The sequence below is a fragment of the Methanolapillus africanus genome, assembly GCF_032714475.1.
GTDB classification, from domain to species: domain Archaea; phylum Halobacteriota; class Methanosarcinia; order Methanosarcinales; family Methanosarcinaceae; genus Methanolapillus; species Methanolapillus africanus.
This window is the reverse complement of sequence record NZ_JAWDKD010000003.1, coordinates 21,376-40,488: the sequence shown is the minus strand read 5'-3', so window position 1 is coordinate 40,488 and position 19,113 is coordinate 21,376. Positions and strand designations below refer to the sequence as shown.

Annotated in this window: 22 protein-coding genes and 1 tRNA gene; 16 read left to right on the top strand and 7 right to left on the bottom strand. The window is 43.3% G+C overall.

Annotation, left to right across the window (positions count from 1 at the left end; translation table 11 throughout):
* The first annotated feature begins 5 nt into the window (after window positions 1-5).
* The 10 genes from MsAg5_RS00690 (at window position 6) to MsAg5_RS00645 (ending at window position 8,038) form a co-directional block, all read left to right on the top strand.
* Complete coding sequence (locus MsAg5_RS00690) at window positions 6-440, top strand: UPF0489 family protein (protein WP_338098689.1); 435 nt, start codon at window positions 6-8, stop codon at window positions 438-440.
* A 3-nt stretch (window positions 441-443) separates the two neighbouring features.
* Window positions 444-836, top strand: a complete 393-nt coding sequence (locus MsAg5_RS00685) for a hypothetical protein (protein ID WP_338098688.1) — start codon at window positions 444-446, stop codon at window positions 834-836.
* Window positions 837-878: 42 nt separating this feature from the next.
* Window positions 879-1,352, top strand: a complete 474-nt coding sequence (locus MsAg5_RS00680) for a methanogenesis marker 5 protein (protein WP_338098687.1) — start codon at window positions 879-881, stop codon at window positions 1,350-1,352.
* Between the two features lies 1 nt (window position 1,353).
* The gene (locus MsAg5_RS00675) at window positions 1,354-2,718 is read left to right on the top strand and encodes a methanogenesis marker 15 protein (protein WP_338098686.1); all 1,365 of its coding nucleotides are present in this window, start codon (window positions 1,354-1,356) and stop codon (window positions 2,716-2,718) included.
* A 4-nt stretch (window positions 2,719-2,722) separates the two neighbouring features.
* Window positions 2,723-3,448: a methanogenesis marker 17 protein gene (locus MsAg5_RS00670; RefSeq protein WP_338098685.1), complete on the top strand. Its 726-nt coding sequence runs from the start codon at window positions 2,723-2,725 to the stop codon at window positions 3,446-3,448.
* A complete protein-coding gene (locus MsAg5_RS00665; protein WP_338098684.1) occupies window positions 3,445-4,380 on the top strand; it encodes a methanogenesis marker 7 protein in 936 nt (311 codons plus the stop codon). The genes MsAg5_RS00670 and MsAg5_RS00665 overlap by 4 nt, the downstream gene beginning before the upstream one ends.
* Window positions 4,381-5,177: 797 nt before the next feature.
* Window positions 5,178-5,564, top strand: coding sequence for a translation initiation factor IF-5A (locus MsAg5_RS00660; RefSeq protein ID WP_338098683.1), 387 nt, complete (start codon window positions 5,178-5,180; stop codon window positions 5,562-5,564).
* 410 nt (window positions 5,565-5,974) lie between these two features.
* Complete coding sequence (locus MsAg5_RS00655; protein ID WP_338098682.1) at window positions 5,975-7,030, top strand: hypothetical protein; 1,056 nt, start codon at window positions 5,975-5,977, stop codon at window positions 7,028-7,030.
* A 54-nt stretch (window positions 7,031-7,084) separates the two neighbouring features.
* Window positions 7,085-7,534: a hypothetical protein gene (locus MsAg5_RS00650; RefSeq protein ID WP_338098681.1), complete on the top strand. Its 450-nt coding sequence runs from the start codon at window positions 7,085-7,087 to the stop codon at window positions 7,532-7,534.
* 6 nt (window positions 7,535-7,540) lie between these two features.
* Window positions 7,541-8,038, top strand: coding sequence for a hypothetical protein (locus MsAg5_RS00645; RefSeq protein ID WP_338098680.1), 498 nt, complete (start codon window positions 7,541-7,543; stop codon window positions 8,036-8,038).
* Here MsAg5_RS00645 and MsAg5_RS00640 read toward each other — a convergent pair.
* Window positions 8,035-8,658, bottom strand: coding sequence for a hypothetical protein (locus MsAg5_RS00640; RefSeq protein ID WP_338098679.1), 624 nt, complete (start codon window positions 8,656-8,658; stop codon window positions 8,035-8,037). The two genes, MsAg5_RS00645 and MsAg5_RS00640, sit on opposite strands and share 4 nt — an antisense overlap.
* Window positions 8,659-8,873: 215 nt before the next feature.
* On the opposite strand from MsAg5_RS00640, the gene MsAg5_RS00635 reads away from it, so the two are divergent.
* Window positions 8,874-9,236: a hypothetical protein gene (locus MsAg5_RS00635; protein WP_338098678.1), complete on the top strand. Its 363-nt coding sequence runs from the start codon at window positions 8,874-8,876 to the stop codon at window positions 9,234-9,236.
* A 43-nt stretch (window positions 9,237-9,279) separates the two neighbouring features.
* Entirely contained in the window at window positions 9,280-9,642 is a 363-nt protein-coding gene (locus tag MsAg5_RS00630; protein WP_338098677.1) for a HEPN domain-containing protein, read from the top strand.
* 50 nt (window positions 9,643-9,692) lie between these two features.
* Here MsAg5_RS00630 and MsAg5_RS00625 read toward each other — a convergent pair whose 3' ends face one another.
* Window positions 9,693-10,715, bottom strand: coding sequence for a presenilin family intramembrane aspartyl protease PSH (locus MsAg5_RS00625; RefSeq protein ID WP_338098676.1), 1,023 nt, complete (start codon window positions 10,713-10,715; stop codon window positions 9,693-9,695).
* Between the two features lie 293 nt (window positions 10,716-11,008).
* Between MsAg5_RS00625 and MsAg5_RS00620 the strand changes: the two genes are divergently transcribed.
* Window positions 11,009-11,332 carry a hypothetical protein gene (locus MsAg5_RS00620; RefSeq protein WP_338098675.1) on the top strand — a complete coding sequence of 108 codons (324 nt, stop codon included), beginning with the start codon at window positions 11,009-11,011 and terminating at the stop codon, window positions 11,330-11,332.
* A gap of 660 nt (window positions 11,333-11,992) precedes the next feature.
* On the opposite strand, the gene MsAg5_RS00615 is transcribed toward MsAg5_RS00620, so the two are convergent.
* From MsAg5_RS00615 to MsAg5_RS00595, 5 genes are all read right to left on the bottom strand, one after another.
* The gene (locus tag MsAg5_RS00615; RefSeq protein WP_338098674.1) at window positions 11,993-13,246 is read right to left on the bottom strand and encodes a SufB/SufD family protein; all 1,254 of its coding nucleotides are present in this window, start codon (window positions 13,244-13,246) and stop codon (window positions 11,993-11,995) included.
* Window positions 13,222-13,971 carry an ABC transporter ATP-binding protein gene (locus MsAg5_RS00610; protein WP_338098673.1) on the bottom strand — a complete coding sequence of 250 codons (750 nt, stop codon included), beginning with the start codon at window positions 13,969-13,971 and terminating at the stop codon, window positions 13,222-13,224. The genes MsAg5_RS00615 and MsAg5_RS00610 overlap by 25 nt, the downstream gene beginning before the upstream one ends.
* Window positions 13,972-14,339: 368 nt before the next feature.
* A complete protein-coding gene (locus tag MsAg5_RS00605) occupies window positions 14,340-15,287 on the bottom strand; it encodes an energy-coupling factor transporter transmembrane component T family protein (protein ID WP_338098672.1) in 948 nt (315 codons plus the stop codon).
* Window positions 15,288-15,349: 62 nt separating this feature from the next.
* Window positions 15,350-16,243 (bottom strand): ATP-binding cassette domain-containing protein, encoded by an 894-nt coding sequence (locus tag MsAg5_RS00600; protein ID WP_338098671.1) that lies wholly within the window; start codon window positions 16,241-16,243, stop codon window positions 15,350-15,352.
* A complete protein-coding gene (locus tag MsAg5_RS00595) occupies window positions 16,243-16,839 on the bottom strand; it encodes a biotin transporter BioY (RefSeq protein WP_338098670.1) in 597 nt (198 codons plus the stop codon). Before MsAg5_RS00595 ends, MsAg5_RS00600 begins: the two co-directional genes overlap by 1 nt.
* A 284-nt stretch (window positions 16,840-17,123) precedes the next feature.
* On the opposite strand from MsAg5_RS00595, the gene MsAg5_RS00590 reads away from it, so the two are divergent.
* The 3 genes from MsAg5_RS00590 (at window position 17,124) to MsAg5_RS00580 (ending at window position 18,686) form a co-directional block, all read left to right on the top strand.
* Window positions 17,124-17,198: transfer RNA gene (locus tag MsAg5_RS00590), tRNA-Arg, on the top strand.
* 92 nt (window positions 17,199-17,290) lie between these two features.
* Window positions 17,291-17,740 (top strand): N-acetyltransferase, encoded by a 450-nt coding sequence (locus MsAg5_RS00585; RefSeq protein ID WP_338098669.1) that lies wholly within the window; start codon window positions 17,291-17,293, stop codon window positions 17,738-17,740.
* A gap of 88 nt (window positions 17,741-17,828) precedes the next feature.
* The gene (locus MsAg5_RS00580; protein WP_338098668.1) at window positions 17,829-18,686 is read left to right on the top strand and encodes an Mrp/NBP35 family ATP-binding protein; all 858 of its coding nucleotides are present in this window, start codon (window positions 17,829-17,831) and stop codon (window positions 18,684-18,686) included.
* Window positions 18,687-19,113: the final 427 nt, after the last annotated feature.

Sequence of the window (19,113 nt, the reverse complement as noted above, 5' to 3'; positions counted from 1 at the left end):
AAATTATGGGATGGATAAAAAATCCACCGAATAGATTAGAAGATGATAGGCCAAATACAAAATTAAACCTATTATTCAATAGGGGGAATATATATGTAATGGATAACCACCTCGCTGCTGCCTATGTGTGGCTTCAAAAGTTAGACGCTTCCAAAGATTATAACTATTTTCACATTGACCAGCATTATGATTTGGGAGGACCATTTCCAAAAGATCTATTGGGAAATTATCCTAAATTAATATCAGATAATCAAAAAATGGATCTAGACTCATTTATAGATCTAAAATTTGAGGGTAATCCACTGCATAGATGCCAATTATTCCAATGGGATAATTACATTTCATTGGTTTATCAAGTATTTCCCCAGTGGTTTAAAAGACGTATTTTTTCATGTCATGGTTATAGAGATAGACATTTAGCTTCATATGCATATCCTTAGTATTTGGAGAAACGTTCAAACCCTAGTTTAGACCTTAACCAGGAGCGCTTTAGCATTGATACTTTATCCGTAACAGAACTATGTCAATTCATAGAAGACTTAGAATTTAATTCAACTAGAGATAAAAACCGTTGGATTGTTAACATTGATATTGATTATTTTTTTATAAAAGATGAAGAGAGCGAACAACAAAAAATAATTCAATTTATCAATGATGAGTTTATCGAAATGCTTTGCGATAAACTAATAGAAAATATGGAATTTATTGAAATGATTACAATCGCTTTAAGTCCATCCTGTTGTGGAGGTTGGACCCCATCTGTAAGAATTGCCAAACTAATGTGTATGAAATTTGGCTTTGAATTTCCTCTATCAGAAGACACTTATGAACGTTAATTAAAATTAAAAAAGTAATATTTTCAATATGAGGTGGATGTTTTGGCAAAAATTTTCGTCTATCCGACAAACAGTTTTATTTTAGCGGATCTGGTCACCCGTTCCGGTCACGAGCCGTTGGTTATCATGAACCAAGTTCGTGAAAAAGTGACAAAACTCAGTGTGGATTCCCCGCCGCTCAACATTACGGCGGAAGACCCGAAAGCCGGTCTGAAATACGCGGCGATTGAAGTGCCGGCCGGCGTTCGCGGACGCATGGCGCTTCTCGGACCGCTCGCAGAAAAATCCGAAGCGGCGATTATCGTTGAAGGCGCACCGGCGGATTTCGGCTGCTCCGGCTGCAACCGGACAAACGAACTGTCCAAATACCAGGTGCGGACGCTTCTGGACCGCAAAGCGATTCTGGAAATCAAATATCCGCAAAATGAAGAGCAAATGCATGAATTTGTGTACACCGTAATGGATTTCTTGAAAACGATTCCCAAAGACAGCGTCAACGCCCAAGGCGGTGAATAAAATGAGCGACAAGAGCAAAATTGCACCGCTGAAGATGGCAAATGCCGGCGAAGAAAAATTATGTTTGGATTCGGAACCGCCGAAAAACTTCGAAAAAGGACCGGAGACCGTTGCGCCGAAAAAGGAAAAGAAGGAGGCAAAAGTGAAGATTGCGCTCGTTTCCTGCGGCACCGAATACGGCGGCGTTCAGCCGGCTTTTGAAGCGGCGGCGGCGAAAGTGAATGCGGAATTCATTTATCCGGAAATTGAAATAGAAAGCCTTGACACGATCGGAAAGGATTTCGGTATTGACGCGGCCAGCGGCGATCTGCGACTCATGATGGCGCGCGCGCAAGCGGTCGTTCGCGGCGAAACCATGGCGGACGGCGTTTTTATTACAACCTGTTTCCGGTGCGCGGAAGCGGCCATCGTCAGAAACGAGGTTCGACGCTACATTCACAAGTATTCCGACATTCCGGTGATCAGTTATTCGTTTACGGAACAGACGGACGCTGCGACGCTTTACACCCGTTTTGAAGCGCTGACGACGATTGCCAAGCGCCGCCACTTGCTGGCTCGCGAAACGCAGCACGGCATTACGGCCGGCATTGATTCCGGATCGACGACCACGAAAGCGGTTGTGATGAAGGACAACCAGATCGTCGGGTTCGGCTGGGTGCCGACCAACGAAGTGATTGCCAGCGCGGAAGCGGCTTATTCGGCGGCATTGGAAATGGCCGGCATCAAACGCGAAGATGTTCAGGCGCTCGGGACCACCGGTTACGGCCGATACTTGGTCGGCGAAGGCTTTAACGCGGATTTAGTTCAGGAAGAAATCACGGTGAACTCGAAGGGCGCCGTTTATTTGGCAGACTGTCAGAAAGGTCCGGCAACCGTCATTGATATCGGCGGCATGGACAACAAAGCCATTTCCGTGGAAGACGGTATTCCCGGCATGTTCACGATGGGCGGCATTTGCGCCGGCGCTTCGGGGCGTTTCTTTGAAACGGTGGCCAAGCGTTTGAATGTCGACATTACGGAACTGGGCGACTTGGCGATGCAAGGCGACCAGAAGAAAGTCAACATGAACAGTTACTGTATCGTTTTCGGAACGCAGTCGTTAGTCAATTCGCTGGCAAAGGGTTCGCTGCCCAAAGACGTCGCTGCAGCGGCTTGCCGCAGTGTGGTCGAACAGATTTTCCAGCAGCAATTGCAGGAAGTAGACGTGAGAGAGCCGGTCATTTTGGTCGGCGGTTCGTCTTTGATTAAGGGCGTCCCGCGGGAGCTGGGCGACCTTCTCAATGTGAAAGTTGTGGTTCCGAAAAATTCGCAATATATCGGCGCGGTTGGCGCTGCACTTTTGTCATCCGGATTTGTGGAGGATTGAGCGCATGGCCGTTATGGAACCGCTGGAGTATTTTGTCGTGGATTCGGAAGTGCCGAGCGAAGCGCTTGTGTACCACGACATTATCGCCGACGTGATGTCGGATTTGCGTCTCGCGTCCGCAATCGGCCGGATCCGGGTGGAAGTCGTTCCGAAAAAAGCGCTTTTTATTATGGCGATTCTTTTGCGCGACGTCGAAATTCCGATACGGGTTTCGGATATGTCCAAGGTGGAGACGGCTTACGAAGGCGGAAAAGGTTTTGTGAGCCTGTCGATTGAGCGGGAAAAATATATGCCGGAGCTGACACAGTTTTTATGGAACACGTACACGCCGGCCAATGTGAACCAGGCGGACCGCTGGACGATTTTGGTTTCAACGGACGATCCGGTGGCGGAAGTGAGCAAGATTCAAAATGAAATCATTGCGAATCCGTCCCAGAGTTTACATTCCAATTTGATTGAATTTGCGATTCGGGCCGTTCCGGAAGGATTCCGTGTTCGCTACCACACGTTTGAGAACAATGAGTTTTTGTTTGTCGCGTCGGAAGACATTTTGGAAAAGGAATGGCTGGCGCGCGGCGAACAAATGGTGGAAGAACTGAAAACCGTCAAGGTCGGTTCGGAAGCGGCGGAAAGCGGACAGGTGGCCAAGCAGCCGGGTTCCCGGGAATCGAGACTGACGGAAGGAAAAGAGAAACGTGAACGCGTGAACAGAGAGGAGGAAGCGTCATGACGGTTTTTGAGCCTTATGTGTTTAACGGCGGCGTTTACAAGCACGGTCTTGTGATCGAATTATTGGAAGACGTCGGCGGTTATTTGGTGTCCAAGATGGTTTCCGTTGCGGAAGTCACGATGGACATGATGGTGCCGCGCGAGGACGTGCCTCTGCTTGAGGAACTCGCGAAAAAGCTGCTCGGATCACTGACAAAATCACCACTGACCGGCGTTGAGATTGCCGTTGTGTCGCCGACCTTGGCGTCTCACCACTTGCCGCACTCCGCGTGCGACATTGCAGAATATTTACGCCACCCGGGCGCGAAAACGACGATGATCGGTTTGGCCCGCGGCATGGGAAAGCGCGTGTCCTTGAATGACGATTATGAACGGCGCCTGATCAACGAGCATGACATTTCCGTTTTTTGTCTCGGCTCGTTTAAGGATTGTATTATGTACCACAAGCCCCGCCTTTTTGAAGGCATTGAGATTCCGATTGTCGCCACCGGCGGTCCGACGGACATTAATGTGGAAGACATTGACGGCGCAGACGTTTATGTCGGGCGCCTCGGGCGCTTGTCTCACCGCTTGCGCGGCGCGGATGAAATTGATTCCTTGGACGTTTTGAATGAAAAAGTGTCGGAACTTGCCGATAAAATGCGCGACGAGATTGCACGCGATCCGCCGGCCGTGCTTCCGGCGCGGGCGATGAAAGAAATTGAAAACCAGGTTCCTGAAATCGGACTCAGTTTGGCGCCGGCGCCGTTGTCGCTGAAATTGTCCGGCATTCGTGTGAAGCTGCCGTACGATTTGTTCCACGAGAAAGTGGAAAATGTGGAATTCGACGAAGGGCCGAAGCTTTGCGATATTGCCGACATTACAAAATCAAAGTTGAACGACTACATTTTGGTTCAAATTAAACCGAGATCGGAAGTTGGGTTTGAGATTTGATTGTCTCAAATCTTCTTTTTTCTTTTTTGGGCGGCGCTGCGTGCGCGCGCGTTATGGTGATGGTTCTTCTTTTGGATTTCAAAACCTTGGGGTTGATTTTTTCAACGTTCGTTGTTGACGGATTCGATTTTTATTTAATTTTATAGTTTCAGGTCCGCTTTTTTTGTAATCCCAAGAAAATCATCACGCTTAAACAGACGCAAAGCGTCTGTTTAAGCGGATACCGCGTACATTTTGGATTGGAATAGTTGGCAGTAGATTCAAATTGGAACAAGTAAACATGTGTATTGTTGGAAAACAAAAGATGCAAAACGGGAGCAAGAAAAAACTGTATTGTTAGAAACACAAAGGTGCAAAACGGGAACAAGAAAAACCTGTATTGTTAGAAACGCAAAGGTGCAAAACCGGAACAGGAAAAACCTGTATTGTTAGAAACACAAAGATGCAAAACGGGAACAGGAAAAACCTGTATTGTTAGAAACGCAAAGGTGCAAAACCGGAACAGGAAAAACCTGTATTGTTAGAAACGCAAAGGTGCAAAACGGGAACAAGAAAAAACCAAACTTAGAGCGATCAGGGGCCATTCGAGAAGCGACTTTACGGATTCAGACTCCCACCGCCCATGGAAAATTTCGAGCGCAGCGAGGAATTTTCTTTTAGAAAAAGCGTTATATACTCCTTCTTCTGTTTAAACGTAATCAATTACACAGATTATTATTGAGAGTTCCATTTTTTTGAAATTCGATTAAAATCTATTCTATTTATCACGTTAATCCCGTTTTTGAGAGGAATATTACATGAAAGAACAAGTTGAAGTGAAGGAATTAAAAGAAGGCAGATACGTTATCATTGACGACGAAGCCTGCATTATCAAAAGCATCGCCAAATCCAAACCCGGAAAGCACGGCGCCGCCAAAGCAAGAATTGACGCCATCGGCATCTTTGACAACCAGAAACGCTCCACCGTGAGTTCAGTTTCGACCAAAGTTTACGTCCCGATCGTCGAGAGAAAAAGCGCTCAAGTCTTGTCCATCTCCGGCAACATGGCGCAAATCATGGACCTCGCCGACTTCACCACCTTTGAAATTCCGATTCCGGAAGAATATATGGGAAAAGTCAAGGAAGGCGAAGAAATTCAGTACTTGTCCGCTCTTGAAAAGATGAAAATCGATATGAGAGTTTAATTTTTTGAATTTGGGTTCAGATTTAAACCTGAATCATCTTTTCTAATTATTTGATTTAAAAAAGAAAAAGGCGCTTTGGCGCCTTTTTTTATCGAGGAGATAACAGTTGAATTTAATTTATGTGGTTTGGAGGTTTATCAGCAATTAAATTTTTCACAAAATATATATCCAAATTTATTAAAATTTTTAGAAAGACCCCTCATTTATTATAATAGTACATTCATTCTACTTTTTATTGTTAAATTTATTTTAGAGGGTGGTGTGTCAGATTGGATAAAAACTCAAAATTGATAGCGATTGTTTTACTTTGTGCTTTTGTACTTGTTCTTTTGGCCGGAATTTATCTGGAATTTCACGGATGGACGGTAACTGAAAAAGAAAGGGTATGTGACGCCAATGAACAGGAAAAGATGATGTTATATACATGGTCCGAAGGATCACAAGTTTTTGACAGACAGGCCCACTCCGACAATACGATTTCATTTTACGGAGCTTTTCCTGTTTTTGAACAAGATCCGATTTATGTCAATGAACCTGATGTTGCATTTAGGTCAATGATTCTGGAAGATGCTGCTGATTGGTGGACATCTATTCAAAATGTGACAAAAGCATTGAAAGAAGACCCCGACCTTGCCGTTCTTCTTGAAAAGAACAATGGATATGTTTTCAATCATACGAGTTATATTCGTGGTTTTATCACCATTCGCGTGAATCCGGAAACGACAACGGAAGATTTGGGAAAGATGGTTCAAATCATTGAAACACATGCTCAAGAGGAAGGGCTTTCAAATGTGCCAATTGTTTTTGTTCAAAAAACAGGGACGCCGCTTATTACAGACGAAAAGATTTGTTTTACCAACGAATATGAAAAACATTACACGCTAAGCAGTTATTTTGGATTTGATACAAATAAATCTCAAGAGATTCCGACTTATTACACAAATGCAACGTATGTGATCAACGTTTCTGATCCCAAAGAACTTGCCGGCAGTGCTGATTATGTTTTTGTCGGCAAAGTCGATAAAATCGCTGGCACGGAATATAAGTTTCCGGTTATGATTGAGGTTGAAGAAAATGGTAAAATAAAAGAAGTTGAAGTCGGAGACCCGTATACAAACTACTACATCACCGTTGTTGAAAATATTAAGGGAGAATTGGTTCAAAATCAATCCATTCCTGTTTTAAAAGAAGGCGGAATTACCAAGGATAGAAAATATTACATCTTACCGGAAGACGATTTCTTACCGGAAGAAGGTAAAATTTACATCTTTTACGCCTATGCCCAACCGGATGGTTCGCTTTTAATTACCGGTCCGAATTCCAATGTTGAAATCAAAACAGACTCCGTTAAATCTGAAAATATTGAAAAAACATCGGAATATCAAGAAACCTTAAAAGCATTTGAAAATCAAAAAATCCAAGAACGAGAACGATTTGTTTCAACTTACGACGTTCGTGAAAATTAATGGATTGGGGGAAGTAATGCTTCCCTTTTCTTTTTTTATTCCAGAAGGGGTAAAATGAGCGGTCTCTCCAATCAAAATTCCAATCAAAATGAAAAATTGAACAACATCCTGTTTGTTCTTATTTTAGGATTGAGCATCATTACCGGTGTGTTATTTACATTAGAATCAACATTCTACAGTGGAATCGTTTACTTTCTTCTCATATTAACAATAATCCCAACCGGAATCATTTACGGATTCATTTCAAAAAACCCAAAAAAATCTTTTGCGCTTGGATTTTTGACCGTTCTTTTATGTTTAGGAATAGCAACATGGCGACCGGATATAATCACACAAATAATAATTTTGACGGCCTCTTTATGTCTGGGGATTTTGAACGGTTTGGCCGGATATTTTATGGCAAAAAATGATTCTGATTCAAAGAAAAATACATTTTACAAATCTCTTTCACTCATGTTTTTTTTGGCAAATCTCTTGACATTTATTTTGATAAATTTGGACTAAGATAAAATGACAGGAATATTTAACCAAAGTGAAAAAACAAACAATTTCGCCTTGATCGGAACGATTCTTTTATCAGTGATTTTGTTTTTTTTGATGGGACTTGACAATATGGCTTATTCCTATTTTGGTCTTCCAAACTTGATCGGACGCGCATGCGGCGCATTTTTAGTTTCTCTTTTTGTCTTTAGTCCGGCCTTATATGGACTGTTTTCTCAAAATTTTAAAAAATCGGTATTATTGACAACAGTCCTGTTTGTTGTGATATTCATCCTTTTTATTTCAGGCGGATGGGACAATCCGGCAAATTATCTGTTGCTCCTTCCAGTGCACGTTTTCATTTCCTTATTTGGGCTGTTTTCATTTCAAATCGGAATGATTTGGCTGGGTTCAACGGATTATTTAAAGACAGATAACTCCAAGAAAAAAATTCGCCCATATATCTTTATGAGCGGATTTTTTGGATTCTTTATTTTACTTCTGGCATTCATCACTCATTATTTTTAAATTTCATTTCCTTTTTTCTCAAAAACAAAAAACATATTACTGATCCCGCCAATGGTTGTCTCGCCAATCGATTTGGCGCCAAACGACTTGTAATAGGCGTGATCATTTTTTGTCACGGTGCTTTCAAAGTAAATCATATTGTCTTGCGTGTACGTGTCAATCACTTGGGTGAGCAAAGCCCGGCCGGCTCCTTTTTCGACAGACGAAAGCATGTAAAGATAGCAATGCGGTTCATGGATATGATTGGCGTCAAGGATGTCGGCGGCCTTCAGCGTTCTTTGCACGTCCGACGGACCGACTTTGAAAATCAGGCCGATGAAATCCAAAAGCATGCCGTTTTTAATCACGCTGCCGAGAGAGACCGGTTCGATGTCCGGCATGCCGAGCGCACAGACAGCAACTATTTTTCCGGATTCGTTTTTACAAACAATAATGTCGCCGAGGCGCATGTAATATTCGATTGTCGTTTGAATAAAAGCATAAACCTTTTTTTCATTTTGGCGGAAAAAATAGTCGCCGACAAGCGGATTTTTCATAAAAGATTCCGTCATGACCTGAAAAATTTCGTTTTTCGTTTCAACTGTAAAATTCTCTTCTTGATAGATGGTGTAGTTGGACATAATTCGTTTCCTGAGTCAGGGATTTTTTTCATTTAATATATTATATCGAATATATATTTGTTTCCAAATCGGAAAAGCCCTTGAATTCAGAATTTAAATGTTTCGATTTTGTCAAAATCCGAATTATTATATACTGTTAAGTAATTTCACCTGTTACCCGAAAAAGAGGTGATCGCATGTCTTCTTATGTTTCAAAAATCTCAAAAACATTCAACTTGGAAAATATGTTTCGGCGATTCAAGCTTTGGAGAACACCCAAAATCGATTTGATTTTGGAACAGTTGGAACAAACCGGATTGTATCATGCAAGAGACGCTGTTGAAATACGAAACCGATTCAAAAAAACGCCGAAGGTCTGTGATGTTTTGCTTTACGTTACGTCTGAGTTGGAAAGAATGCACGGATCTGAACGCAACGGAAAAATCATTTTGTGTTACAGCGACGAGTTCGACTGTATCTACATTACATTTCCGGTCAAAAAATATCGTTCAGCCATGGATGACGAAATTTTTGAACTGGAACTTCGGACAGAGAAAAAGTTCGGCCCGATTTCGGATTATGTTTTTGTGATGAGGTGAAAGAATGGGACTGACGGAGGAGTATTTAGATATTTCCAAATAGTTGAATCAGAAAGCATGCCAAGCGGAATGCACATGTTCTGAATCAGCCTGCCGGTGCGCAATCAGCCGAGCTTATTATGCCGCGTTTCATTTTGCAAAAAAGTATGCGCAAACAAATATGGGTCACCGGTTTTCTAAAAGTAAAAATGTTCACATTGAAGTCGCAAACATCTATAAGAAATCAGAAGATGAAGAATTCCATAAAATAGGAGATGCTTTGCATTTTTTAAAACTTATGAGAAACGAAAGCGATTATGAAGAACCGTTAAACTTCAAACTTCCCATATTTGAACAAACAAATAATGCCATCAAAGAAGCTGAACACATCATTGAAGAATTAAACCAAAAAAACAAATCAAAATGAATTGAAAATAATTTTCAATTCATCCAACTCATTTCCAACACATTTCCAACTCAAAACGGCAAAAAACTCATCACAGAAATGCCGGAAATAAAAATCCCGATCAAAAATCCCGCCATGGCTCCCGTGTTCAAAAACGGAAGCCCGGCCTGCGGGTTTCCTTTCGACACAAGATACATAAGCGCCGCATACCCGACGAATGTGCCGGCCATTGTTAAAAGCGCGGGCGTTGAAATGATTCCCGTGTGCGGAATAAAATAATTCGCGGAAACGACGAGAAGCGTCGGAATGACGGCGTCGCCGAGACCCATGAAAAGGGCGCCGCGTTCTTTCTTTTCGTCTTCGATTTCTTCTTTGTTTTCAGCGTTATTTTCCGCAGCTGCTTCATTCTCTTCTTTTTTCTCACCGTCTTTGCTGTCCTTCTGAATGTCTTTGTCCGAAAAATCGTCTTTGATGTAAGAATAACCCAAATATTTCGGAACGACAAAGAGAATCGGGAGCTTCATGTCCATCATGCCGCCGGCAAGCGTCAACATGTGTTTGGTTTTGTAAACGGAAATGAAATCATAGATTAAAAGCGCCAGAAGGAGGACAAAAATCGGCAGAATCGAGAGAGAAACGCCGATGATCGCGCAGGCGCCGATTGAAATAATCACGCCGGCAATGTCAATCACATACCATTCCGGATATTTGTACAAAACGACGGCCAACGCCAAAGCGAGGAGGGCGGAAAGGAGCGACAACAATCCGGTCAGGACGGTCATTTCCGCAATGATGGAACTGATGACATAAAAAAACGTAATCGCAATCGACAGGTAAACAACGCCGCGAATGAATCCGGTTTTGTTTTTCTTGACGGCGTAAACGACAATCGCGGAAAACACCAGCAAAATCACAATGTAATAAACAGCGTTGCCGACGCTTTCGGGGTTTTCAAAAACCGGCTGTTCCGTGATGTATTCGTGGGACGACAGCCAAAGAGAACCGAGCTGAACGGCTAAAATCAAAAGCCCCATGAAAATCATCGGCATGACGTCTTTGATTATAGAAAAGACGGAAGATTGTTTTTTGTCCAAATGAAATCCTCAACCTTGTGAATTGAAATCGTTTTTAAAATAAATTGTAATAAATAAAATAAATTGCAAATTGTTATGCCATTAAAATGACTCAAAATGAATGAAATAAAATCGAAAAATCAGAATCGAATTATTGAATACATGAAATAACATGTGAGTCAATATTTATATAGTTTCGCGGGATTTATTCATTATTTTATGTTATCCTATAATATTATTGAATTCAACTCATGGATTCGTTTTTAAATTTCACACAATTCAATATCAACATCAAACCCGATGGAGAAAACACCATGGAAACAAGAGATATCATTGCCTTTGTTTTAATCGAGGTTGCCACACTCGTTATGGCTTACGCCTGGTTCCAAAGATTCGTCTACAACCCGTTCAACTGGGTCATCATGTTATGCCTTCTCATCGTCGTCGGCATTCTGTCGCTGATGATTTTGTCAATCAACAACCGCTTCAAAGAACTGGAAGCCCGCATGGAAGCGCGGGACAAATCCATCCGCGTCAGCATCATGACCGTCGAAGCCGATCTTGAGAACAACATCAACCGTCTGAACGACAACGTCGAACGCGCGGTTTCCGAAATCAGCAAAAAGAGATTTGTTTAAAAGAAAATTTCGTCGCAAAAAATTCCGTCGCTTCGCTAGGAATTTTTCAAAGGGCGGTGGGAGTCTGTTTTCGTAAGTTCGCTTCGCGAACGGCTCCCTTCGGTCGCTTCAAATTTGTATTTTTTGGAACCGTTTTGCACCTTCTGTTTTCCAAAAATACACATTATTCTTGGTACCGATTTGCACCTTCTGTTTTCCAAAAATACACTCTTTTCTTGGTACCGTTTTGCATCATCAGTTTCCAAAAATACACATTTTTCTTGGTACCGATTTGCACCTTCTGTTTTCCAAAAATACACTCTTTTCTTGGTACCGTTTTGCACCTACAGTTTCCAAAAATACACTTGTTTCTGAGTACCGTTTTGAACATTCGGTTCCCAAAAATACAGTCGTTACTTTGCTCAGTTTGTAACAACGATCACAGCACTCGTTTCAACAGGCGCAATGCGCCTGTTGAAACGGAACGGTTTTCATGATTCAAAAATAAAAACGGAATCATCGATTTGAATAATTCAAAAAAATAAATGGAATCACATGTTTGCTTGATTCAAAAAAATGAGCCATTCTTTTCGATTGACGCCAAATGAAAAACCATCGCGATAACGCGCGCGGTGTCGCTCGCCAAAAAAACAAAACAAAAAAAAGAAAAAGAAAAACGCTTTAAGAAGCGTCTTTCGTCATATTGACAATATTTGCGATTTCCGCTTTCAAATCTTCCGGGATGCCTTCGATGCCGGCGCTCAAAAATCCGCGGACAATCAAACCGACCGCTTCGTTTTCTTCAAGACCGCGCGACATCAAATATTCCACTTGATCACGTGCAATCCGGCCGATGGCGGCTTCGTGCGTCATTTCAACGTCCATCGCGTTGGCTTCAAGCGCCGGAATGGCGCGCTGAGATCCTTTTTCGTTCAAAACCAAACCGTTGCATTCCAAGTGGCCGTAAACGCCGGTCGCGTTGCCGATGATGTCGCCGCGGGAAATCATTTCGCCGCCCAACGTAATCGTTCTGGAAATAATTTCGGTCTTGGTTCTCGGCGCGTCCAAAAAGACGCGGCTGCCCATGTCGAGAACGGAATTCGGATGCGCGACGGCAATCGTGTTGAAAAACGCTTTCGCGCCTTCGCCGACCAAACGGGCCGTCGGGTTCGTTTGAATTGAACGGGCCGGTTTCAGACAAACGTAATTGTTGATCAGCTGACCGTCTTCTTCAATCCGGATGCCCGTGCGCGGGCGGACTTCAACCTCTTCTTCCCAGTTGTGAATCATCGAAAACGTCAGCTTGGCACCTTTTTTGATGTACATTTCAGAAACGCCGATGTGCAGCGCGCGCTTAATGTCCTCGTGTGTCACACAGCCCGTAATCACTTCCAGCTCGGCGTCCTCTTCCACAATGATGATGTTGTGAACCGTCTGCATGGACTTTTCCGAACCGATCATCAAACAAGACTGCACCGGCGACGTCACTTTTTTGCCCGGCAAAACCCGGATAAAGTAACCGTCGGAGTCTTCCAAATAACTGGTCGCCGTGTATTTGTCGGTTTCCGGATCCACCAATTTCCAGGAATATTCTTCCAGCCAATCATACTTTTTGAAAGCTTCAGACAGCGGCATCAATTCCAAACCGTCGGCCGTTGTGTCGTGATGCGAAACCTTGTTGTTGTACATCAAAAAGCTGCCGCTTTTGTTTTTGCCGTCCGCCGTAATCCCGACGTTTGCCAGCGATTTTTTGACCACGTCGTCCAAATCCGTCAGCTTGTCGACGCGAATCGAATCGTCCGGGATTTGAAACGTTTTCATGTCCACAAAAGGACCATACATGGCTTCCTTGTTCAAAGAACCGCGAACAACAGTCTCTTCTTTGCTGTCCGCTTCATTCTTTTGTTTTTTTATTGAAGATTTGTCAGCTTGCATCTGATACACTCCTCATATCCTTTGGATTTAATTTCATTCAACAAACGGTTCGGGTTGCCGGAACACATCACGGTTCCGTTGCACAAAATAAACGCTTTGTCCGCGTCGACATAATTGAGAATTTCACCGGTGTGGGTAATAATCAGCGACGAACTCCGCTTCGCGGATTTTTTCGCATGGCAGTCGCCGCCGCACAACATATTTTGAATGGTGTTGCCGACCTGCGCCATGTTCACCGGATCGACGCCCGATTCCGGTTCGTCCAGCAAATAAAAGTCCGGCTTTTGAACGCTGAGCTGCAAAAGCTCCGACCGCTTGATTTCGCCGCCGGAAAAGCCGACGTTGATGTCGCGCCCCAAAAACCGCTTCATGTCAATGGATTCGGCCATTTGGTCCAAATTCAACGTCTTGCTGCCGGTTTCAATTTCCAGAAGCTCCCGGAGTTTGACGCCGACAATATTCGGCGGGCGCTGAGACATAATCCCGAGACCCAATTTGGCGCGCTCGTTCACCGGCGCGTCCGTGATATCTTTTCCTTTGAAATAGATTTTTCCGGCCGTCACTTTGTAATTGGAAAATCCCATAATCGTGCTGAGAAGCGCGGATTTTCCGGCGCCGTTGGGACCGAATAAAATGGTTGTGTCCCCTTTTTCCACCGCCAAATTTACATTTTTGAGCAGGGGACGCTCGGCCACTTCCACATACAGACCTTCAATTTGAAGCATTTTTAAACTCCTGTATTTGAATTTTGTCAATCTTTATCAAAAAACAAGACGCAAAAACACGGCGTTACGCCGTAAAATGATTGCGTCTTTTAATGAATCATTTGTAAATAATAGAAACCGAATTGAATTAATCATATTTGAATGTGATTAAAATGGATTCATTCAAACTGATCCAGAACAGTATCCGAAATATACTTCGTTTACAGATAACGGTATATTTTAGATACTATGACGATGTCCTATAAAATGATTTCCGTCAATTTTTAAAAATAAATATATTTTTGAATATATAAATATATTGTTCCAAAAATAAACCAAGTACAGTAATGTCTTTTCAAACTTTAATTGACAACTCTGATTCTCCAATTTCAGAAATTCGGCGTAAAGAAGTATTGGTACATTCCCGGATTTTGAAACAGGAAATAAATAAAGACGAAAATAAATTGCAGACAAAGAAGCGCAAAGATGACCAAGAAGGCATAATCTTTCTTTTTCATTTTCAATTCGTTCATGTACGTCCGTTCGTTTCCGGTATAACCCCGATTTTCCATGGCAAACGACACGTCGCTTGAAAACAAAATGATCGACGAAACCAAGCCGACGGCTAAAATCTTCGTATACCTGAGCGGATGTCTTTTGATTTCAAAACCGCGCGAGATAGCCGACGTCGTGATTTGCCGCCCCGTGACGATGAGAAGCGGAATAAAGCGGACGGTCAGCAAAACCATCACCGCCAAATCATGGGAGGTGAACCCGATTCTTTTGGGCAGAACCGGCCGGAACAATTTGTCGACGCCTTGAATCAAGTCGGATTGTTTGGTCGTCGCCGTCACCAGTGCGGCAAACAGAATCAACAGCAAGAATTTCAAAGCCGTTCCGATACCGGTCACAAAGCTGTAGACGCTCGGGGAAATGAAATGATAGTCGTTGGCCGAATCCGCTTTCACGGAAACAACAAACGGCGTCGTCGGATCGTTGTATAAAACTTGGTCCGGCGGCAATACGGTAACCGGCTGAATGTCCAAAAAGACACGGTTGGCCGCAAACGGATCGTTGGTAAATAAAAAGTGAAGCAAAAAGACGAGAACAATAAAGAAAAGCATCGGACGGACAGATAAAAAGAGTTTCCGGACGGAAACGCGCGAAATAAACGCGCAAATCAAAAACAAAACGGCAATCATAATCAAGCCGACAAAAAGGCGTTCGCTGAAGATGATCAAACTGATGACCATCAGCGCGATAATTTTCGTCCGCGGATCTAATTTGTGGAAAAAGGATTTGCCGCTTTCGTAGGATAAATATTTTTTATACATCATTTAAGGTCGAATCCGTTTTTGATTTTTATTCGGTTGACTGTTCTGTTCCGTTCCGCATTCACTCATTTTTTGCTTTCAAGCAGCTTTTTAATTTCTTCCGCCACTTCTTCCGGAGAAGAAACCAGTTCGGAAACATCGTATCCGTCATCTTTCAGCAATTTCATGAGACCGATTAAATCCGGCAGCGGATACTTGTCGGAACGGACATATTCGTCGGTTTTGCCGTCAAACGTCACTTTTCCCTGATCCAAAACGATAATCCGGTCCGCTTTCAAAACGTCTTTGGGCTCGTGGCTGATGTAAATAACCGTTTTCTTTTGGTTTTTCAGCTCTTCCATGATGTTCAAAACACGTTCGGTCGCTTTATGATCCAGCATGGATGTGATTTCGTCAAAAACCACACAGTCGGTTTCCATCGCCAAAATACCGGCGATTGCTGCCGCTTGCGCTTCTCCGCCGCTGAGCGACGACGGGTCCTGAGCGGATAAATTCATGAGATGTACTGCGGACAACGCATCAGACACGCGTTTTTTTATTTCGTCGCGTGCAACGCCCATGTTTTCAGGCCCGAACGCCACGTCTTCCTCAACAGAATTACCGACGAATTGCGTGTACGGATTTTGGAAAACGATGCCGACTTTTTTATGAACCGCTGCCGAATTCCGCCGTTTGCGCGTATCCAGTCCGTCAACCAATAGTTTTCCGGATGTCGGTTTTAAGAGGCCGTTTAAATGAAGCGCAAATGTTGATTTTCCGGAACCGTTCAGCCCGGCAATGATTGTAAAATCGCCTTTGTAAATTTTAAGATTGATCCGATCCAAAACGACTGTCCCATCCGGATATTTGAAGGATAAATCAATGGCTTCAATCGCAATTTCTTTGCCGGACGCCGGCAAAGATTCCGGTGCGGTTTCCAATTCAGATTCTGATTCGAATTTCAATTCAGATTCCGCCATCAGAGATCACCTTCATTTGAATTGACACGTTGCTGTTCCAGTTTTTTGTTAATGGCCGTTGCCGCCAAAACAGTTGCCGCCGCTTTGATGGCGCCCCCGACGACGAACGGTAAAAATCCGGAGAGGAAAGCCAGCGGCATCGGCATGTGCGCGGCAAAAGACATGTAAACGGAACCGCAAATCAAATTGATCAGGCAGCCCAAAAAAACAATTAAGAAAGCAGGTAAGGGTTTTTTGCTGGATTTTTCATACATCCAGCCGATCATATAAGCAACAAAAACAAAAGAGAAAATGTAACCGCCGGTCGGTCCGAACAAAACGCCGAAACCGCCCTGGCCGTTGCTGAATACCGGAAAACCGATTAATCCGACGAGAACGTAAACAAAAACACTGATTGTTCCCCATTTTTTACCGATAACAAGCGGCGCGAGGAAAATGAAAAAAGTCTGAAGCGTAATCGGAACCATGGAAAGCGGCGTGATCGGAATCGAAATATAAGCGCCAACGGCCATCAAAGCCGCAAAAAGCGCAGCTAAAACCATTTTTGTAATCTTAAGATGAACATCTTCCGTCGAGTTTTCCATTTCTTCACCCATGAGAACCGTTTTTAACTTTCGTTTTAATTTTAAGATATTATTTATAAATTTGTTTTTTAATCATTTTTTTAATCATTTTTTTATTATTTCGTTTTAAAAAAGCGGTTTATTGTTAACCTATTTCATTGTATAGGTGTACAATAAAAGTTCTTCCTATTTATTTGTATTGTCCGTTTATTTATTCCGTTTCGCACCGGCCGGCGAATTTTTTCCGGCCGTTATTAAAATCCTTTAAGAGGAAATATATTTTAATATCTGGAAGTTCTTTTTGAAATGATTCGCCGGGGCGTGTGGCCTAGTCCGGATATGGCAGCAGCCTCCTAAGCTGCAGGCCGGGGGTTCGAATCCTCCCACGCCCGCTGATCATAATCTATTATTATCTTTTATTATTTTGTGAAATGATTCTTTTGAATTTTATGAAATAAAATGTGGAAACGAACAGGTGGATGAAATGATTCGAAAAGCCAAAATGAGCGACGTTTACGAGATCAAAGCGCTCATCAATTCATATGCAACGGAAGGGTGTATGCTTCCGCGGTCCCTGGACAGCTTGTACACGACCATCCGCGACTTCATGGTTTTTGAAGAAAACGGACATATCATCGGTTGCTGCGGGATTCATCCGGATTGGGAGGATTTGGGCGAAGTGGTTTCCTTTGCCGTCGTCCGCGGACGGACCCGTCAAGGCATCGGAACGGAACTCTTAGACGCCTGCATCGAAGACGCCAAAACCGTCGGCATGAACCGTCTTTTCGTTCTGACCAGCAGCCCCTTGTTTTTTGAACGGAAAGGATTTACGCAAATCAAAAAAGACGAGCTGCCCTGGAAAATCTGGGCGGACTGCGTCAACTGTTCCAAATATCCGGATTGCGACTCCGCATCCCTGATCATGGAAATTTAACATGAATATCAAACATAACATCATCACAATATCATCAACTTAACATCATCAACATAATATCATCAAAAATAAAAATCGGAGACACAGAATGGCCGACACGCTCAATGTGATTAACAAAAAACCGGCGAACGCCGATGGAAAAGAAATAGAAGACAAACTCGGCGAGAATCTCGCCCTTGTCAAGAATATTTTTGTGGTCATGAGCGGAAAAGGCGGCGTCGGAAAAAGCACGGTTGCGGCGGCTTTAGCAGCCGGCCTGGCGCTGCGCGGCAACCATGTCGGTTTGGCGGACTGCGACTTCCACGGTCCGAGCATTCCAACGGTTTTCGGAATCACAGGCGCGGAATTAAATGTCGTCAACAACAAAATGATCCCGGTCCGCCCCGCGGAAAACGTCAACCTCGGCATCATCTCCATCGGCCTTCTGCTGCCGGACGACGACATGCCGGTCATCTGGCGCGGACCCGCGAAAAACAGCGCGATTCACCAATTTTTCGAAGACGTCGACTGGGGCAATTTGGATTATCTGATTATTGATTTGCCGCCCGGAACCGGCGACGAACCGCTCGGCATCGTTCAGCTGATTAAGAATCTGTCCGGCGCCGTCGTCGTCACGATTCCGCAAGATGTGGCTTTGGCCAGCGTCCGCAAATCGCTTACCTTCCTTCAAAAAGTGAATGTCGAGCCGATCGGCATCGTCAGCAACATGGACGGCATCGTTTGCCCGCATTGCGATGAGACAATTACTTTATTCAGCACCGGCGGCATCACAAAAGCGGCCGCGGATTTCAACACCAATGTTTTGGCACAGCTGCCGCTTGACCCTGAATTTTCAAAAGCGCAGGAAGACGGCAAAATGCTGGAATGGATGACGAAAGAATCCGTTTGGAAAACGAATTTTGAAAAAGTCTTGGACGCTGTTGAAAAAAAGGCGAAGAAAAATTGAATCAGAAATCCGGTCACTCATAATGAATAAAATAAACAGTTGAGCGGCAGAAATCTTTTCAAATAAATAATAAATAAATAAATAAATAAATAATAGATTGACTGAAAACTTATCCGATAAATAATGGATTGACGGATAATGCCTCAGCCGGCATTCCGTTGCCATAATTTATCATATTTAATTTCAAACCGACGGCAACCCATAAATAGAAGGCTGAACGATAGGGACTAAATCAATCTGATTTAAATGATTTTTTTGCATTTTATACATATTTTTTAAGTCAATCGCAAGCGAAATTGTTTTAAAACAAAATTCGTTTACTCTTTTCTTTCAGGACCAAAGTGGTGAGGCCTGCCTCTGAAAATGATTCGGCCGGCTCTTTGGAGCCGGCCGATTAAAAAACAGGAATGAATATGAAAACGAATCA

Coding starts and splice junctions, on each gene's coding strand:
- MsAg5_RS00690 (WP_338098689.1), top strand. CDS start 6: ATGGGATGGATAAAAAATCCACCGAATAGATTAGAAGATGATAGGCCA.
- MsAg5_RS00675 (WP_338098686.1), top strand. CDS start 1,354: ATGAGCGACAAGAGCAAAATTGCACCGCTGAAGATGGCAAATGCCGGC.
- MsAg5_RS00670 (WP_338098685.1), top strand. CDS start 2,723: ATGGCCGTTATGGAACCGCTGGAGTATTTTGTCGTGGATTCGGAAGTG.
- MsAg5_RS00665 (WP_338098684.1), top strand. CDS start 3,445: ATGACGGTTTTTGAGCCTTATGTGTTTAACGGCGGCGTTTACAAGCAC.
- MsAg5_RS00660 (WP_338098683.1), top strand. CDS start 5,178: ATGAAAGAACAAGTTGAAGTGAAGGAATTAAAAGAAGGCAGATACGTT.
- MsAg5_RS00655 (WP_338098682.1), top strand. CDS start 5,975: ATGATGTTATATACATGGTCCGAAGGATCACAAGTTTTTGACAGACAG.
- MsAg5_RS00650 (WP_338098681.1), top strand. CDS start 7,085: ATGAGCGGTCTCTCCAATCAAAATTCCAATCAAAATGAAAAATTGAAC.
- MsAg5_RS00645 (WP_338098680.1), top strand. CDS start 7,541: ATGACAGGAATATTTAACCAAAGTGAAAAAACAAACAATTTCGCCTTG.
- MsAg5_RS00640 (WP_338098679.1), bottom strand. CDS start 8,658: ATGTCCAACTACACCATCTATCAAGAAGAGAATTTTACAGTTGAAACG.
- MsAg5_RS00620 (WP_338098675.1), top strand. CDS start 11,009: ATGGAAACAAGAGATATCATTGCCTTTGTTTTAATCGAGGTTGCCACA.
- MsAg5_RS00615 (WP_338098674.1), bottom strand. CDS start 13,246: ATGCAAGCTGACAAATCTTCAATAAAAAAACAAAAGAATGAAGCGGAC.
- MsAg5_RS00610 (WP_338098673.1), bottom strand. CDS start 13,971: ATGCTTCAAATTGAAGGTCTGTATGTGGAAGTGGCCGAGCGTCCCCTG.
- MsAg5_RS00605 (WP_338098672.1), bottom strand. CDS start 15,287: ATGATGTATAAAAAATATTTATCCTACGAAAGCGGCAAATCCTTTTTC.
- MsAg5_RS00600 (WP_338098671.1), bottom strand. CDS start 16,243: ATGGCGGAATCTGAATTGAAATTCGAATCAGAATCTGAATTGGAAACC.
- MsAg5_RS00595 (WP_338098670.1), bottom strand. CDS start 16,839: ATGGGTGAAGAAATGGAAAACTCGACGGAAGATGTTCATCTTAAGATT.
- MsAg5_RS00585 (WP_338098669.1), top strand. CDS start 17,291: ATGATTCGAAAAGCCAAAATGAGCGACGTTTACGAGATCAAAGCGCTC.
- MsAg5_RS00580 (WP_338098668.1), top strand. CDS start 17,829: ATGGCCGACACGCTCAATGTGATTAACAAAAAACCGGCGAACGCCGAT.